Here is a 15,067-nt window from a genome sequence, read left to right as displayed (position 1 = left end):
ACGGATCCATGAGCACCCTTTTCCCGGCATTAAGAAGTTTTAGCCGTTTTGACGGATGCGGGCCAATAGCGCGTCTATATGTTCGATCTGCGGAGCATTGACGATCAGAGCACGGCCCAACCCCAAAGCGTTGCGCTGGCATTCGGCACGCATTTCGGCGTCATCTATGCTGTCCAGATCGGCAACGTGCGCCAGGCCGATAGTACGGCGGATCAACTCGCTGCCGCAGTAGCCGACCGCATCTGTCCACACCTGCTGCAGGAACTGTTCGGCATAGCCCGGCACCGCCAGTGCCGCTTCGCGGGTCTGTTGGTGGCACAATGCCAGGAAGCGATCGGCGAAAATCAACCACAGCTCGCGCACATCCTGCAGACGCTGCTCACGCCCGGCGGCGGCGTCGCGTGGCCCGCACAGGCCCGGTAAACCGCAGTAGTTCAGCAACAGATTACCCAGCGCGGTGCCGACATCAAAACCGATCGGGCCATAGAAGCCGAACTCGGCGTCGATCGCCTTCAGCTTACCCTCTGCAACAAAAACCGAACCGCTGTGAATATCCCCGTGCAGCAGCGCTTCCGCCTTGCTCAGGAAGCGATGCTTCAGTCCGGCGACCGCCAGTCTCAGCGCGGCATCGTTACGCAGCTCAAGCACCTGCGGTAACAGCACCGGTTCGAACTGATTGCGCTCATGGTCGATGTAGGGATCGGTAAAGAACAGATCTTCGGTGATCTGGCACAGCTCAGGGTTGCTAAAGCGGCTGACCTCCGCTTTTTTCTGCTGGGCCGTCTGATAGAAATCGGAGGTATGAAACAGGGTTTGCGCCAAATATTCTGCCAGCTGCCCAGCCGCCAGCGGGTAATAGTGACCCTTGACCAATTCGCTGCGCCAGATGTGATGATCAGAAAGATCTTCCTGCACCATCACTGCCAATTGGGCATCGTGGTGTAGCACCTTTACCGTATGCCTTGGACAAAAACCGCCGTGGATCAACAGGGTTTCCGCTTCAATGCGCGCCCGATCCAGCGTTAGCGGCCAGGATTCGCCCACGCAACGTACATACGGCAGCGCCTGTTTCACTATCACCCGGCTCACGCCATCGCGATCGCGGATCTTGAACACCAGGTTCAGATTGCCGTCACCAATCTCGTCAGCGCTTACCAGCGCCTGTGGATCGGCTAACTGGCCGTATTGACGGGCATACTCAACGGCATCGGCAGCAGTAAACGTACGATAATGCGACATTCCCAACCCCTTTAATCTTTCTCACTGACCCAGCGATGATATTTTTTAGACGTAAAAGCATTTGGACGTCTATACATCCGGAAGTCATGTTGGCAGAATAGCTTTCCAGATGCAATAACTACGCAACAAGGAATTAACCGCCGATGCAAGCGCTTAACACCACCAGTTTGACCTTGAGTGACAATCGACTTTGGATCCTCGATCAGCAGGCTTTACCGCAGGAAAAACAGTGGCGCAGCTGCGACAGCGTGGAAGAACTGGTCGATCATATCCTTACCCTGCGTGTACGGGGTGCACCGCTGATCGGCCTGTCCGCCAGTCTGTTATTGGCCTTGCTGGCAGAGCGCGGCTTGCCGCGTGAAGAACTGGAGCAGGCACTAATCACTCTGCGTGCCTCACGGCCGACGGCAGTCAACCTGATGAATAATCTGGACCGCATGAAGCTGGCACTGGCACAGCCGCAATGGGTAGCTGCGATGGTGGAAGAAGCGCTGCGGTTGGTGGAAGAAGACCGAAAATTGTGCGATCGCATTGCCGATCACGGTGCCGAGCTGGTGAAGCCCGGCAGCCGCCTGCTGACCCACTGCAATACCGGAGGGCTGGCTACCGCCGGTATTGGGACCGCTATCGGCGTACTGTTACGTGCGCATCAGCAGGGCAAGGTACAACAGGTGTGGGTCGATGAAACGCGTCCGCTATTGCAGGGTGGCCGACTGACCGCCTGGGAGCTGGGTGAACTGGGGATCCCTTACCGGTTGATTTGCGACTCCATGGCGGCCAGCCTGATGGCGCAAGGCCAGGTCGACGCCGTATGGGTGGGGGCCGATCGCATCGCTGCCAACGGTGACGTCGCCAACAAGATTGGCACCTATAGCCTGGCGGTACTGGCGCACTATCACCGCATTCCATTCTACGTCGCCGCGCCACACACCACGCACGATCCGCACTGCCCGAACGGGGCTGCAATCCCGATTGAGCAACGGGCCGCAGCCGAAGTGACCGGTGTCACCGGCAGCTTTGGCTCATGCCAGTGGGCTCCTGTCGATGCTCCGGTTTATAACCCGGCGTTTGACGTGACACCGGCGGCATTGATAAGCGGTTGGGTCTTCGACAGCGGCGTGATCACGCCACAACAGGTTAATGAAGGGATTTTCCAACGGGCGTTGGGTTAACGCCCGCGTTATCGTTGTCAGTCGAGACGCGGATAGGCATCGGCGATGTTATCGCCGGTGAAATGCGCCACCCAGCCTTCCGGGTTATCGAACACGCGGATCGCAGTGAAATTCGGTGCTGAGCCCATATCGAACCAATGACGGGTATTGGCCGGCACCGAGATCAGATCGTTCTTCTCACACAGGATCTGGAGGATCTTGCCCTCCAGATGCAGGCAGAACAGCCCGGCACCCTCGACAAAGAAACGTACTTCATCTTCGCCGTGGGTGTGCTCGGACAGAAACTTGCTGCGCAACACTTCGCGCTGGGCATTATCCGGACGCATGCTGATCACATCCCAGCTCTGGTAGCCCTTCTCCGCCACCAACCGGTCGATTTGATGCTGATAGGCGGCGATCACCGCTGCCGGCTCCGGGTTTTCACCCAGTTCACGATCCGCCTGCCAGCGTTCAAAACGTACGCCAATCTTCGCCAGTTGCTGCTCAATGGCCTGCGCGTCACGGCTCTGCCACAACGGCTGTTGCGGCTCTTGATCGCTGAAAATGGTCAATCCACTCATGAGGCAAACTCCCCTAAATCGATGTGATCAAAACGGTTAACCTGCGGATGCCGGCTCTGACTATCGGCTTCATCGCGGATCAGTTGGCAGGTATGCCAACCAGCGGCACGCGCGGCGTCCAGCTCTTGATGAATGTCGGAAAGAAATAACAGTTCATCAGGGGCGATACCGATTTTACCGGCGATATTAAGGTACGAAGCGGTTTCACGCTTGGCACCGACGTGAGTATCGAAATAACCGCTGAACAACGGCTGCAGATCCCCGGCATCGCTGTAGCCGAACAACAGCTTTTGCGCCTCTACCGAGCCGGAAGAATAGACGTACAGCTTCAGCCCCTGCTGTTGCCAGGCGGCCAACTGCCCGGCCACCTCGGGGTACAAATGCCCGCGAAAATCGCCGTTCTGATAACCGCTGCGCCAGATGATACCTTGCAGCGCCTTCAGTGCGGTGGATTTGCGGTCTTCGTCCATAAAGCGATACAGCGCAGTAATCAACTGCTCAATATCCGCCTGCGGCTGGTCAAGCTCCTGGCGTAAGGCGGCCAATGGCGCCGCGACTTCGGCATCTTCAGCGTGAAGACGGAGAAAGGTGGCCAGGCGTTCACGTGCGTAGGGGAACAGCACCTGATGAACGAAACGGATATCGCTGGTGGTGCCTTCAATGTCGGTAACGATGGCGCGGATCATTTTGCCTCCAGTAAACGGCGTTGCAGTTCGCACTGGAACAGGAATTCCAGCCCTTCAAGATGACGACGAGCCTCCGCGACCTGACGGCCCCAGCAATACAGACCGTGGCCACGCACCAGAAAACCGTACTGCAACGGCGTAGCTTCGGCATGGGCTGCCACACGCGCCGCTAATCGCGGGATATCCTGATCGTTATCGAAAATCGGGATCACCACGCTGTCCAGATGCGTGGTCTGCCCACCGAGTGATTTTTGCATTTCATAGCCCTGCAATACCAGTCCATCGCCGCGTTCAACCCGCGACAGCACGGTCGCATTTACCGAATGCGTATGCAGCACCGCGCCAATCTGCGGGTACAAACGGTAAATAAGGGTATGCAGACCGGTTTCCGCCGATGGGGTGCGGCCGCTCGGCACATGGTTGCTGGCGGTTTCCACCAGCAGGAAGTCAGTTTCGGTCAGACTGCCCTTATCCTTGCCGGATTCGGTGACCAGACAATGTTGGTCATCGAGACGCAGCGACATATTGCCACCGGTTGCCGGGCACCAACCCTTTTCACCAATCCAGTGACAGGCCGACAATAACGCTTTAAGTTGCTGATTTTCTGTCATTAACATTTTTTGACCTGTAGGTTATAAGCAAATGATGTCTAGAATGATTTGATTAATGGTCAGACTTTTTCTTCATTTAGCCATCTAAGCGTCTTGATTGCCAAATACTAACATCGTGTTATATTGACGGCAACATAAGCGCCAGGAGTATTAGCCTACGATGAGCACTTCAGCACTGATTCCCGAAAGTAAACTACCCGCGCTGGGCACCACTATTTTCACCCAGATGAGTGCGCTGGCGGCGCAGCATCAGGCAATCAACCTGTCGCAGGGCTTCCCCGATTTCGATGGTCCGGACTACCTGAAAGAACGTCTGGCCTGGCATGTCAGCCAGGGGGCCAACCAATATGCGCCGATGACCGGTGTCGCGCCGCTGCGTGAAGCCATTGCCGAAAAAACCGCCGCGCTGTACGGCTGGCTACCGGACGCCACTAACGAAGTCACCGTCACGGCAGGTGCCACCGAAGCCCTGTTTGCCGCCATCAGTGCGCTGGTGCGCCCAGGTGATGAAGTTATCTGCTTTGATCCCAGCTACGACAGCTATGCGCCGGCGGTGGCCCTATCCGGCGGCACGCTAAAACACATTGCGTTGCAGCCCCCGGCGTTCAGCGTCGACTGGCAGCAGTTTGCCCAAGTGCTGTCACCACGTACCCGGCTGGTGATCCTCAACACGCCGCACAATCCTTCTGCGACTGCCTGGCAAGCGGAAGATATGCAGCAACTGTGGCACGCCATTAGCGATCGCGAAATCTACGTGTTGAGTGATGAAGTCTACGAACACATTTGTTTCGCCAGGGGCGGCCACACCAGCGTATTGGCTCACCCGCAGCTGCGCCAACGCGCCATCGCGGTGTCTTCTTTCGGCAAGACCTTCCACATGACCGGCTGGAAAGTGGGTTACTGCGTAGCCCCGGCAGCGCTGAGCGCGGAAGTGCGCAAGGTGCATCAGTACCTGACCTTCTCGGTCAATACCCCGGCCCAGTTGGCACTGGCGGACATGCTGCGCAGCGAGCCGGAACACTGGCAACAGCTGTCGACATTTTATCGCGCCAAGCGCGACCGTTTTGTGCAGGCTCTGTCCAGCAGTCGACTGGAAATTTTGCCCTGCGAGGGTACCTACTTCTTGCTGGCAGATTACAGCGCCGTCTCCGATTTGGACGACGTGGCTTTCTGCCATTGGTTAACCGAGCACGTTGGCGTGGCGGCGATCCCGCTGTCAGTCTTCTGTGCCGATCCTTTCCCTCATAAATTGATCCGGCTGTGCTTCGCTAAACAGGATGCCACGCTGGATACGGCTGCGGAGCGGTTATGTCGACTTTAAAAATTACCCTGTTGCAGCAACCCCTGGTTTGGCGCGATGGCGAAGCCAACCTGCGGCATTTTGATGAGCTGCTAGCCCCCTTAAGCGGCCGCGATTTAATCGTGTTGCCAGAGATGTTTACCACCGGTTTTGCCATGGATGCCGGGGAAAGCGCACTGCCGGAACAACAGGTCGTCGACTGGCTGCACGGCTGGGCAAGCAAAAGCAACGCTCTGGTCGGCGGCAGTGTGGCGCTGAAAACTGCCGAAGGCGCGGTTAACCGTTTCCTGCTGGTGGAGCCGAACGGCCGGGTGCATGCCTATGATAAGCGCCACCTGTTCCGCATGGCCGGTGAGCACCTGCACTATCAGGCAGGCAAGAAACGTGAAATTTTCGAGTGGCGCGGCTGGCGTATCCTGCCGCAAATCTGTTACGACCTGCGCTTCCCGGTGTGGTCACGCTATCAGCAGGATTACGATCTGGCGCTGTACGTCGCCAACTGGCCGGCCCCGCGCAGTAAACACTGGCAAACGCTGTTGGCCGCTCGCGCCATCGAGAATCAGGTGTACGTGGCCGGTTGTAACCGTGTCGGCGAAGACGGTAACGGCCTGAACTACAGCGGCGACAGCCTGATCCTCAGCCCGCAGGGGGAAACATTGGCCCAGGCCGAGCCCGGCGTGGCCGCACGACTGGACGCCGAACTGTCGCTGGAAAACCTGCAAAGCTACCGCAGCGCCTTCCCGGCCTGGCGTGATGCCGACAGCTTCCTGCGCCACGATTGATATTCTCGGGCGCGGTTCTGAACTGCGCCCGTCATTTCAGGAAACCTCCTCTCCCGCCGCATTATCCTGTGTCACATCAATAGGGTTAAACAGCAGGTTCAGCAGCAACGCCACCAGACAAGAAGCGCTGATACCGGAATGCAATAAAGTTCGTACCCAGCCCGGGAACTGATCATAGAAACTCGGCATCACTATCGGGATCATGCCGAAGGCAATTGCCGTCGCTACCACCACCAGATTCATGTTGTCCTTATAATCCACTTTCGCCAGAGTACGAATGCCACTGGCCGCTACCGAACCGAACAGCACGACACCTGCGCCCCCCAGAACCGGCAACGGAATACAGGCCACCAGCCGCCCCAGTACCGGCAGTAACCCCAGCAGCACCAAAATGGCCCCTCCGGCACTGACCACAAAGCGGCTCTTCACGCCGGTGATCGCCACCAGCCCGATATTTTGGGCAAACGAGCTTTGCGGGAACGAGTTGAACACCGGTGACAGTGCGCTGGACAACATATCGGCGCGCAAACCATTGGCGATACGGCGCGCGTTCACCGGTGAACCGACAATCTCGCCGACCGCCATCAGTCCGGCAGTGGTTTCCGTCAGCAACACCAGCACGATCAATAGCATGGAGATAATCGCACTCAGTTCGAAGGTCGGCCAACCATAGGCAAATGGCTCGGGGAAGGCCAACCATGGCCCGTTGCCGACGGCGGCAAAGCTCACTTTACCTGCCAGCACCGCCGCCACGCAGCCAATCACCATCGCCAGCAATACCGACAGCCGTTTCAGCGCCGGAGAGCCCACCTTATTGAGTAGCAAAATCACCGCCAGCGTGAACGCCGCCAGGCCAATATTCCCGGTCGATCCCCAGTCTGCCGCCCTGGCGTTGCCGCCCATGGCCCAGCGCACCGCCACCGGCATCAGCGACAACCCGATCACCGTCACCACGGTGCCGGTCACCACGGGCGGAAAGAAGCGGATAATTTGTGAGAAGAACGGCGCGATCAACAGCCCGACCAGCGAAGCGGCGATCACCGCGCCGAACACCGCCGGTAGCCCGCCATCACCGGTGACAATCGTCACCATGGTCGCAACCCCGGCAAAGGAAACGCCCTGTACCAGCGGCAACCGCGAACCGAAGCCGGGTGTACCCAGGGTTTGCAGCAACGTCGCCAAGCCGCTGACAAACAGGGCTGCCGTCACCAACATGCCAATCTGCGGCGCACTTAACCCTGCGGCCGAACCGATGATCAACGGCGGCGCGATAATCCCACCGTACATGGTCAGAATATGCTGCAAGCCGTAGGCGAAGGTCTTTGTCAGCGGCAGTTTTTCATCTTCCGGGCAGCACGAAGCCGCGCCCTTATCCTGAGACAGAGCCATAGGTACCTCGTCAATGCGGGTTAACCGCTAAGGGCGTTTAACTGCCCCGATAGGTTGAGTAGGAATACGGGCTAATAAGCAGCGGTAAATGGTAATGCTGCGCCGCATCATTGATGACGAAATCGATAATTGCCGTGGCGTACAACGTGGCCCGCCGGTCAGCGGCAAAGTAAGCGCCGAGATCGGCAGACAGACGGTAATGTCCGGCGCCCAGACTGTCAGAGGTGAGATCACGCGCGCGGCCGTCGGCATCGGTTTGGCTTTCAGCCAGGGTTCGCCATAACCCGTCCTGTTGATGTTCCAGCCACACCCGCACGCCCGCAGCAGGTTTACCGAGTGAGGTGTCCAGAATATGGGTGCTGATATTACTCATCGTTAAGTAACTCCTTAAAACGCAACATGGTGATTTCACGCAGTTGTTCGGCCGTTTCCTGCCGTTCCTGTTCCGCACTGTTGCTCAATCGCCTTTGCAACTCGCGTAGAATACTCTGGCCGTCACGACCGGCGGCACGGATCAAAAATACCTGACCAAATTGCTGTTCATAGCGCCGGTTACCTGCCAGTAGCGCCGCGCCCAGCTCAGCATCCTGCGCATCAACCGCCGCTTGCTCGCGCTGCGAAAACTGCGCCTCTTGCCCCTGGCTTTTGGCACGTTCGCCGATACGCGGGTGCTGAGCCAGCGCCTGGCTGACCTCTTCCGGTTGCCAGCGCAGTGCCGCTTGCCAGGCCACCGCCAGCGCTGCGTCGAGGCTGCTGAACGGCCGCGCTACTATCACCGCTGCAACCCAGGCCGCAATATCCACGCAGGGCCGCAGTAAACGCTCTGCCTCCGCCACCGGTAATTGATTAAAGCGCTGCACATTCATCAGGCGTCCCCCCAGCCACTAACCGTCTGGCAGTAAGCCTGGATCGCCAGCGCCACGTCAGACTGGCTGACGGCTTCGGCCGGATGATGGCTGATGCCGCGGTCGCAGCGAACAAACAACATACCCACCGGCCAACAGGCCGCTACGGCAATAGCATCGTGCCCGGCCCCGCTCGGCAGCGCCATGCTGCGCCCCTGAACCGCCATCACGCTCTGCTGCCAGCGTTGTTGCAAATTTGCATCACAAGCCGTTGCATTTATGCGGTAAAACTCTTCACTGGCAAAACGCAGTCCCCGGCGAGAACAGATCGCCTGTGCCTGTTCCAGCAACTGCGTCAGCAACGCCGCCAGCGGGCCATCTTCCGGCCCACGTACGTCGAGGGTCAGTTTGACCTCTCCGGGGATCACATTGACCGCCCCCGGCAGGCTTTCAATCCGGCCGACGGTCGCCACCAGATGTCCATCACCGGCCGAGGTGATCGCCTCTACCGCCACCATCCACTCTGCCGCCGCCGCCAATGCGTCTTTGCGTTGCCCCATCGGCACAGTACCGGCATGCCCAGCCTGGCCGGTAAAGGTACAGTTAAGCCGACGGGCACCGTTAATCGCCGTCACCACGCCCAAAGCCAGATCGGCAGCCTCCAGGCACGGCCCCTGTTCAATATGCAATTCCAGATAGCCACAAATATCACCGGGTGCTCGCCGCGCTTCACCGACGGCTGCCGGATCCAGCCCAAACTCACGTAACGCCTGTGCCACGCTGATGCCGTCGGCATCGGTGCGTTGCAGCCAATCGGCCGGCCACTGGCCGGTAATACCCCGGCTGCCGAGCAGGGCGATACTAAAGCGTGTGCCCTCTTCATCGGCAAAGCCAATCACCTCCACCGCCACCGGCAAACGTCGCTGCTGCCGATGTAAATGCGCCACCACTTCCAGCGCAGTCAACACGCCGAGCATACCGTCATAGCGCCCGGCGTTGCGTACCGTATCCAGATGCGAACCGAGCAGCAGTGCGGGGGCATTGGGCGTTTGGCCTTCATAGCGGCCACAGAGGTTGCCGACGCTGTCCTGCCAAACCTCCATGCCGATAGTACGCATCCAGTCACCGACCAGCTGGTTGGCTCGCTGATGCTCCGGCGAGAGGTAGACCCGCGTCAACTGACCCGGCGTCGCGCTGATGGCTGCCAACGCATCGCAGCGGGCCATCACCCGTGCTGCGGCCTGCTCCGCCTCCTGGGCGGTTAACAGCGCGACCATCAGCGGCTGCCGTCGTCGTAGGTATTCCAGGCCGCCTGCAGCGCTTCGCCCTGTTGGCTGGCGAAACCCAGCCGGTTCAGCACCGCTTCCAGCGCGGTCAGGGTCTGCAGCACGCAGTCTTTACGCGCGTTATAGCCCATGGTGCCAATGCGCCAGATTTTGCCCTGCAGCGGACCGAACGAGGTGCCGATCTCAATGGCGAAGTCGTTCAGCATCATCTGGCGTACCTGCTCGCCATGAACCTGCGGCGGGATCACCACGCCGAGCACGTTATTCATTCGGTTCTCAAGGCTGCCGAACACTTCCAGCCCCATGCCCTGAATGCCGGCCAGCATGGCCGCGCCGTGCAGCTTATGCCGGGCGATGGTGTTATCCAGCCCTTCTTCCAGGATCACCCTGGCGCACTCGCGCGCGGCAAACAGCATGCTGGTGGCTTCGGTATGGTGGTTCAGGCGCTCCGGGCCCCAATAATCCATGATCATGCCGAGATCGAAATAGTTGGAGTAGATCATTTCGTCATCGCCGTCGGCGTGATCGGCGGTACGAATACCCTGCTCCACGCATTTGCGGCGGCGAACAATCTCTTCGAACTGCGGGCTGAGCGTGACCGGCGAACTGCCCGACGGGCCGCCCAGGCACTTTTGTAGACCGGCAGAGACCGCATCCAGTCCCCAGGCGTCAGTTTCCAGCGGGTTACCGCCAAAGGAGGCGGTAGCATCGGTGTAAAACAGCACGCCGTGGCGGCGACAGATATCGCCCAATTGCTCCAACGGCTGCAACATGGTGGTAGAGGTATCGCCCTGCACCGTTAACAGCAGGCGTGGGCGCACCTTCTTGATCGCGTCTTCAATTTGGTCGGCACTGAATACTTCGCCCCAGGGCACCTCAATGCTATGCACTTCGGCGCGGCAGCGGCGGGCTATCTCACACAATAAGTGGCCGAAACGACCGAATACCGGCACCAATACCTTATCGCCGGGGCGAATGGAAGAGACCAGCATCGCTTCTATACCTGAACGAGAAGTGCCATCCACCAGCATCGTCCAGCGGTTTTCGGTGCGGAACAATGCGCGATACAGTTCCATCACCTGGTTCATGTAACCGGTCATCGCCGGATCGTACTGACCAATCAACTGGCTCGACATGGCACGCAGTACACGCGGATCCGCGTTGATCGGCCCCGGCCCCATCAACAGGCGGGCGGGTGGATTAATCTGATCGAATTGGGTGATATCTAACATGTTAATTCCTTACCAGCTTAATAACTTAATAGAGTTGATGGCATCAGTTCTCAGACAGACCGCGGACCGACGCAATAAACTGTTTTAATTCCTGCGTTTGCGGATTGGCGAACAGCGTGCGGCTATCGCCCTGCTCCCAGACCTTGCCCTGGTGCATAAACACCACCCGGTCACCGACCTCGCGGGCAAAGTTCATTTCATGGGTCACCAGGATCAACGTCATGCCCTCTTTGGCCAGCTGTTCCAGCACTTTCAGTACTTCGCCCACCAGTTCAGGATCCAATGCCGAGGTAATTTCGTCACACAGCAACACTCTCGGGTTCATCGCCAGCGCTCGGGCAATCGCCACCCGCTGCTGCTGTCCGCCGGAAAGGTTGGCCGGTGAGTAATGCATCCGTTCGCCCAGCCCGACCTTGTTCAACATCTCTTCCGCCAGCTCGCGGCATTCGGCCGGGCTTTTCTTCAGCACCCGACGCGGCGCCAGCATCACGTTCTCCAGCGCGGTCATATGCGGGAATAAGTTGAAGTTCTGGAACACCATGCCAATGGAGCGGCTGATTTCACGCGCCTGCGAATCGCGATCGGTCACCGTCATACCGCCCAGTTTGATACTGCCTTCCTGATAACCTTCCAACCCGTTGATGCAGCGTAACAACGTACTTTTGCCGGAGCCGCTACGGCCAATGATTGAAATCACCTGGCCCATGTCGATATCCAGATCCACACCCTTCAGTACATGGTTCTGACCGTAATATTTTTGAACCTGATTAATTGTGATGAGCGGCATGGAATTTCTTCTCCAGATAATGACTGTAGCGCGACAGCGGATAACACATCAGGAAATAGCCCAGCGCGACCAGACCAAAAACTTTAAAGGGTTGATAAGTGACGTTGTTCAGCATGGTGCCGGCCTTGGTCAGTTCGACAAAACCGATGATCGACGCCAGTGCGGTCCCCTTGATCACCTGAACCGAAAAGCCGACGGTGGGCGCGATAGCGATACGCACCGCCTGCGGCACAATCACCCGCACCAACGTCTGGCCAAAACTCAGCCCCAGACAGCGCGACGCTTCCCACTGGCCTTTCGGCAAGGCAGCGATACTGCCGGACCAGATATCCACCAGAAAAGCGCTGGTGAATAACGTCAGCGCCAACGCGGCCGCGGTCCAGGGGCTAACATCAATGCCGAACAGTGCCAGCCCAAAAAAGGCCAGGAACAGCTGCATCAGCAGCGGCGTACCCTGAAACAGCTCGGAATAACCGCGAACCAACCGCAGCGCCCACTTACGTTTGCTCAGGCGTAGCAACAACAGCGGCAGCGTCACCAGGGTGCCGCCAAGAAACGCCGTCAGCGACAGCAGCAAGGTCCAGCGCGCCGCCAGCAGCAGGTTGCGCACAATGTCCCAGTCGGTGAAAGTCAGCATCAGCCCTGGCTCCCTAGAAAACGGCGTCCGGCAGCCAGCAACAGCTGGCGCATCAGTATCGACAACAGCAGGTAAAACAGCGCCGTCACCAGATACACCTCAAAACTGAGGAAGGTGCGGGACTGGATCAGGTTGGCGGCGAAGGTCAACTCTTCAAACGACACCTGCGACACCACCGATGATCCCAGCATGACGATAATGCACTGGCTGACCAGCGCCGGATAAATCCGCTGCAGCGACGGTGGCAGCACAATGCGCAAAAACGTCTGGCTGCGGCTGAGCCCCAGAACTCGCCCGGCTTCCCACTGCCCTTTCGGCGTCACCTGAATACCGGCACGGATAATCTCGGTGCTATAGGCCCCCAGGTTAATCACCATCGCCAGCAATGCCGCTTGCCCGGCGGTTAGTTTCCAGCCCAGGCTCGGCAGCCCGAAGACGATGAAGAACAGCTGCACCACGAATGGCGTATTGCGCACCACCTCGACGTAAATGCCCCAGACACGGCTGAGCAGATTGGCCTGACCGCTGCGGATCGCCGCACCGCAAATACCCAGCGCCACACCCATCAGGGTGGCCAGCGCCGTCAACTCAATGGTGGTCAACAGACCGGCCAGCAGCTCGGGCAAATAAGGCCACAGGGCGGGAAAGTTCAGCTGATAGGTCATCAGGCGCCCCCGTTATGCACCGAAGTCGGCAGGCAGCGGCGCTTTCAGCCATTTCTCGGACAGGCCATTAAGGGTGTTATCCTTCAATGCCTGTTCAATCAGTTGGTCCACTTTGGCTTTCAGCGCCGGTTCACCCAGACGCAGCCCTACATAGCAGGGGGAATCTTTCAGCATAAATTTGGCCACCGGTGCCTTGGTCGGGTTCTGCCGCGCAATCGCGCTCACCACCAGATTGCCGGTAGCAATGTATTGCACCTGACCGGACAGATAAGCCGAGAGTGTGGTGTTGTTGTCTTCATAGCGCTTAATCTGCGTACCCTTCGGCGCGGTGTCGCTCAGCACCATGTCTTCCACCGCACCGCGCGTAACGCCGATGGTTTTACCGTCCAGTTGCGCAGCGTCGGCCAGTACCGACGTTTGCGGGCCAAATACTCCCAGGAAGAACGGCGCATAGGTGCGGCTGAAGGCGATCGCCTTCTCGCGTTCCGCGTTTTTGCCCAGGCTGGAAATCACCAGGTCAACCTTGTTGGTCTGCAGATAAGGCACCCGGTTGGCGCTGGTGACCGGCACCAGTTGCAACTTAAGTTTCATCTTGTCGGCCAGGTACTGCGCCATATCGATGTCATAACCCTGTGGTTGCAGATCGGTGCCCACGGAACCGAACGGTGGGAAGTCCTGCGGCACAGCTACCCGCAGCACGCCGCGCTGCTGGATTTCCTGCAGTTGATCCGCCATCGCCGAGGCGGCCTGAGCCATCAACAGCACTGCACCTAATGCCACTACGCCGATTTTCTTGAAGTTCATAGACTATCCCCGATGGTGAAATGATGAAACAAAAGATTCTTTGATCACCACTTTGCAACTAATGTGCCAATCAGCGACATCAGCAACGATCGGCTTTAGTGTCGGTAAGTTAGGGGATTAAGATGGGAATTCCCCTGTCAACGTGATGACAGGGTGAATGAATAAAACAGGCAAATTGCGCACCATCAAAGTGCGAAAGCACCAAAATGGCGCTGGGATCAGCGCTGCTCCAGCTCATCCAGATCCGTATACAGATCGGCGATTTGGTGAATTCGTTGCCGGCCTTGCGCCAGCGTCTCGTGCAGCAGAGCGTTGCTGAGCAGGTTGGCCAGACTCATGGCAGCAGAATAACTGTCAAAGGCGGAAACGCTGTCGAGCGGTGCCGCCAGATGCCAGTTCGCCAGCGGGATTAGCGCCTGCGCCTGGGGTTCACACACCAGCAAAGTCGGCACCTGCTGAACCTGCAACTGCGTCAACAACGCCCGCATCTGGCGCGGTCGGCGGCGAAATGCCACCACTATCGCGACATCTCGCGGGTCCAGACTCACCAGCTCTTCCGCCAGTGTCTGGCCCGGCTGCGGCACCAGTAACACCTGCTCACGCACCTGTATCAGTTGCTGGCGCAGGTGCATTGCCACCGGATAGCTGTTGCGAAACCCCATTAACACCACTCGCCGCGCCTGCACCAAAGCAGCAATCACTGCGTTGAACTGGTCGGCATCAATATGGTTTACCCACTGGGTAAGGTTAGCCATTTCCTGCTTGTAGTGGCGCGCCAGCAAGGTATTGCCCTGCACCGCATCCCGGTTATCGGTCAGCGGCATACCGCTCTGGCGCAGGGTGCGCAATTCGTCACGCATAGCGCGGTAGCTCGGGTAGCCCAGGCGTTTGAACAAGCGGCTGACGGTGGCTTTGGATACCCCACTCAGCCGTGCCAGCTCAGCGCTGTTGTAGCTGATCAGGTCATCGAAGTGATCGAAAATAAAATCGGCCACCCGCTGTTCCTGCGGCGTGAGCTGCGGATATTCCCCGCGCAGGCGTTCATCAATCTGCTGCATTGCTACTCCTGCTG

General features: G+C 58.5%; 17 protein-coding genes. 3 read left to right on the top strand and 14 right to left on the bottom strand.

Annotated elements, in window-relative coordinates; genetic code table 11:
• Positions 1 to 39: 39 nt before the first annotated feature.
• A complete protein-coding gene (mtnK, locus tag E5C26_RS04695; protein WP_135315273.1) occupies positions 40 to 1,239 on the bottom strand; it encodes an S-methyl-5-thioribose kinase in 1,200 nt (399 codons plus the stop codon).
• Between the two features lie 143 nt (positions 1,240 to 1,382).
• Between mtnK and mtnA the strand changes: the two genes are divergently transcribed.
• On the top strand, positions 1,383 to 2,411 hold the full coding sequence (gene mtnA, locus E5C26_RS04690) for an S-methyl-5-thioribose-1-phosphate isomerase (protein WP_135315272.1): 1,029 nt from the start codon (positions 1,383 to 1,385) through the stop codon (positions 2,409 to 2,411).
• Positions 2,412 to 2,428: 17 nt separating this feature from the next.
• On the opposite strand, the gene E5C26_RS04685 is transcribed toward mtnA, so the two are convergent.
• Genes E5C26_RS04685 through E5C26_RS04675 form a run of 3 tightly spaced genes read right to left on the bottom strand, consistent with a single transcriptional unit; the run spans position 2,429 to position 4,268 of the window.
• Positions 2,429 to 2,971 (bottom strand): 1,2-dihydroxy-3-keto-5-methylthiopentene dioxygenase, encoded by a 543-nt coding sequence (locus tag E5C26_RS04685; protein ID WP_135315271.1) that lies wholly within the window; start codon positions 2,969 to 2,971, stop codon positions 2,429 to 2,431.
• On the bottom strand, positions 2,968 to 3,657 hold the full coding sequence (gene mtnC, locus E5C26_RS04680) for an acireductone synthase (protein ID WP_135315270.1): 690 nt from the start codon (positions 3,655 to 3,657) through the stop codon (positions 2,968 to 2,970). Before mtnC ends, E5C26_RS04685 begins: the two co-directional genes overlap by 4 nt.
• Positions 3,654 to 4,268: a methylthioribulose 1-phosphate dehydratase gene (locus E5C26_RS04675; protein WP_135315276.1), complete on the bottom strand. Its 615-nt coding sequence runs from the start codon at positions 4,266 to 4,268 to the stop codon at positions 3,654 to 3,656. Before E5C26_RS04675 ends, mtnC begins: the two co-directional genes overlap by 4 nt.
• Positions 4,269 to 4,428: 160 nt before the next feature.
• Here E5C26_RS04675 and E5C26_RS04670 point away from each other — a divergent pair, with 160 nt between their 5' ends.
• Positions 4,429 to 5,589 (top strand): pyridoxal phosphate-dependent aminotransferase, encoded by a 1,161-nt coding sequence (locus E5C26_RS04670; RefSeq protein WP_135315269.1) that lies wholly within the window; start codon positions 4,429 to 4,431, stop codon positions 5,587 to 5,589.
• Positions 5,577 to 6,350 (top strand): amidohydrolase, encoded by a 774-nt coding sequence (locus E5C26_RS04665; RefSeq protein WP_135315268.1) that lies wholly within the window; start codon positions 5,577 to 5,579, stop codon positions 6,348 to 6,350. Before E5C26_RS04670 ends, E5C26_RS04665 begins: the two co-directional genes overlap by 13 nt.
• Positions 6,351 to 6,386: 36 nt before the next feature.
• On the opposite strand, the gene E5C26_RS04660 is transcribed toward E5C26_RS04665, so the two are convergent.
• The 10 genes from E5C26_RS04660 to E5C26_RS04615 form a co-directional block, all read right to left on the bottom strand.
• Positions 6,387 to 7,739 (bottom strand): nucleobase:cation symporter-2 family protein, encoded by a 1,353-nt coding sequence (locus E5C26_RS04660; RefSeq protein WP_135315267.1) that lies wholly within the window; start codon positions 7,737 to 7,739, stop codon positions 6,387 to 6,389.
• 37 nt (positions 7,740 to 7,776) lie between these two features.
• Positions 7,777 to 8,112 carry a hydroxyisourate hydrolase gene (uraH, locus tag E5C26_RS04655; RefSeq protein ID WP_135315266.1) on the bottom strand — a complete coding sequence of 112 codons (336 nt, stop codon included), beginning with the start codon at positions 8,110 to 8,112 and terminating at the stop codon, positions 7,777 to 7,779.
• A complete protein-coding gene (gene uraD / locus E5C26_RS04650) occupies positions 8,105 to 8,605 on the bottom strand; it encodes a 2-oxo-4-hydroxy-4-carboxy-5-ureidoimidazoline decarboxylase (RefSeq protein WP_135315265.1) in 501 nt (166 codons plus the stop codon). The genes uraH and uraD overlap by 8 nt, the downstream gene beginning before the upstream one ends.
• Positions 8,605 to 9,861, bottom strand: coding sequence for an allantoate amidohydrolase (gene hpxK / locus E5C26_RS04645; RefSeq protein WP_135315264.1), 1,257 nt, complete (start codon positions 9,859 to 9,861; stop codon positions 8,605 to 8,607). Before hpxK ends, uraD begins: the two co-directional genes overlap by 1 nt.
• Positions 9,861 to 11,102 carry a pyridoxal-phosphate-dependent aminotransferase family protein gene (locus tag E5C26_RS04640; protein WP_135315263.1) on the bottom strand — a complete coding sequence of 414 codons (1,242 nt, stop codon included), beginning with the start codon at positions 11,100 to 11,102 and terminating at the stop codon, positions 9,861 to 9,863. Before E5C26_RS04640 ends, hpxK begins: the two co-directional genes overlap by 1 nt.
• 43 nt (positions 11,103 to 11,145) lie before the next feature.
• The gene (locus tag E5C26_RS04635; protein WP_135315262.1) at positions 11,146 to 11,889 is read right to left on the bottom strand and encodes an amino acid ABC transporter ATP-binding protein; all 744 of its coding nucleotides are present in this window, start codon (positions 11,887 to 11,889) and stop codon (positions 11,146 to 11,148) included.
• Complete coding sequence (locus E5C26_RS04630) at positions 11,870 to 12,526, bottom strand: amino acid ABC transporter permease (protein WP_135315261.1); 657 nt, start codon at positions 12,524 to 12,526, stop codon at positions 11,870 to 11,872. The genes E5C26_RS04635 and E5C26_RS04630 overlap by 20 nt, the downstream gene beginning before the upstream one ends.
• On the bottom strand, positions 12,526 to 13,191 hold the full coding sequence (locus E5C26_RS04625; RefSeq protein WP_135315260.1) for an amino acid ABC transporter permease: 666 nt from the start codon (positions 13,189 to 13,191) through the stop codon (positions 12,526 to 12,528). The genes E5C26_RS04630 and E5C26_RS04625 overlap by 1 nt, the downstream gene beginning before the upstream one ends.
• A 12-nt stretch (positions 13,192 to 13,203) precedes the next feature.
• Complete coding sequence (locus E5C26_RS04620) at positions 13,204 to 13,995, bottom strand: transporter substrate-binding domain-containing protein (RefSeq protein ID WP_135315259.1); 792 nt, start codon at positions 13,993 to 13,995, stop codon at positions 13,204 to 13,206.
• A gap of 218 nt (positions 13,996 to 14,213) precedes the next feature.
• Complete coding sequence (locus tag E5C26_RS04615; protein WP_135315258.1) at positions 14,214 to 15,053, bottom strand: MurR/RpiR family transcriptional regulator; 840 nt, start codon at positions 15,051 to 15,053, stop codon at positions 14,214 to 14,216.
• Positions 15,054 to 15,067 lie beyond the last annotated feature (14 nt).

The sequence above is a fragment of the Serratia proteamaculans genome, assembly GCF_004684015.1.
Taxonomy (GTDB): domain Bacteria; phylum Pseudomonadota; class Gammaproteobacteria; order Enterobacterales; family Enterobacteriaceae; genus Serratia; species Serratia proteamaculans_F.
This window is presented reverse-complemented; position numbering and strand designations above follow the sequence as displayed.

Bases quoted from the DNA above. Each gene is read 5' to 3' on its own strand.
- mtnA (WP_135315272.1), top strand. From the start codon at position 1,383: ATGCAAGCGCTTAACACCACCAGTTTGACCTTGAGTGACAATCGACTT.
- E5C26_RS04620 (WP_135315259.1), bottom strand. From the start codon at position 13,995: ATGAACTTCAAGAAAATCGGCGTAGTGGCATTAGGTGCAGTGCTGTTG.
- E5C26_RS04615 (WP_135315258.1), bottom strand. From the start codon at position 15,053: ATGCAGCAGATTGATGAACGCCTGCGCGGGGAATATCCGCAGCTCACG.
- E5C26_RS04685 (WP_135315271.1), bottom strand. From the start codon at position 2,971: ATGAGTGGATTGACCATTTTCAGCGATCAAGAGCCGCAACAGCCGTTG.
- E5C26_RS04630 (WP_135315261.1), bottom strand. From the start codon at position 12,526: ATGCTGACTTTCACCGACTGGGACATTGTGCGCAACCTGCTGCTGGCG.
- mtnC (WP_135315270.1), bottom strand. From the start codon at position 3,657: ATGATCCGCGCCATCGTTACCGACATTGAAGGCACCACCAGCGATATC.
- E5C26_RS04640 (WP_135315263.1), bottom strand. From the start codon at position 11,102: ATGTTAGATATCACCCAATTCGATCAGATTAATCCACCCGCCCGCCTG.
- mtnK (WP_135315273.1), bottom strand. From the start codon at position 1,239: ATGTCGCATTATCGTACGTTTACTGCTGCCGATGCCGTTGAGTATGCC.
- E5C26_RS04675 (WP_135315276.1), bottom strand. From the start codon at position 4,268: ATGACAGAAAATCAGCAACTTAAAGCGTTATTGTCGGCCTGTCACTGG.
- E5C26_RS04670 (WP_135315269.1), top strand. From the start codon at position 4,429: ATGAGCACTTCAGCACTGATTCCCGAAAGTAAACTACCCGCGCTGGGC.
- uraH (WP_135315266.1), bottom strand. From the start codon at position 8,112: ATGAGTAATATCAGCACCCATATTCTGGACACCTCACTCGGTAAACCT.
- E5C26_RS04665 (WP_135315268.1), top strand. From the start codon at position 5,577: ATGTCGACTTTAAAAATTACCCTGTTGCAGCAACCCCTGGTTTGGCGC.
- E5C26_RS04660 (WP_135315267.1), bottom strand. From the start codon at position 7,739: ATGGCTCTGTCTCAGGATAAGGGCGCGGCTTCGTGCTGCCCGGAAGAT.
- E5C26_RS04625 (WP_135315260.1), bottom strand. From the start codon at position 13,191: ATGACCTATCAGCTGAACTTTCCCGCCCTGTGGCCTTATTTGCCCGAG.
- hpxK (WP_135315264.1), bottom strand. From the start codon at position 9,861: ATGGTCGCGCTGTTAACCGCCCAGGAGGCGGAGCAGGCCGCAGCACGG.
- E5C26_RS04635 (WP_135315262.1), bottom strand. From the start codon at position 11,889: ATGCCGCTCATCACAATTAATCAGGTTCAAAAATATTACGGTCAGAAC.
- uraD (WP_135315265.1), bottom strand. From the start codon at position 8,605: ATGAATGTGCAGCGCTTTAATCAATTACCGGTGGCGGAGGCAGAGCGT.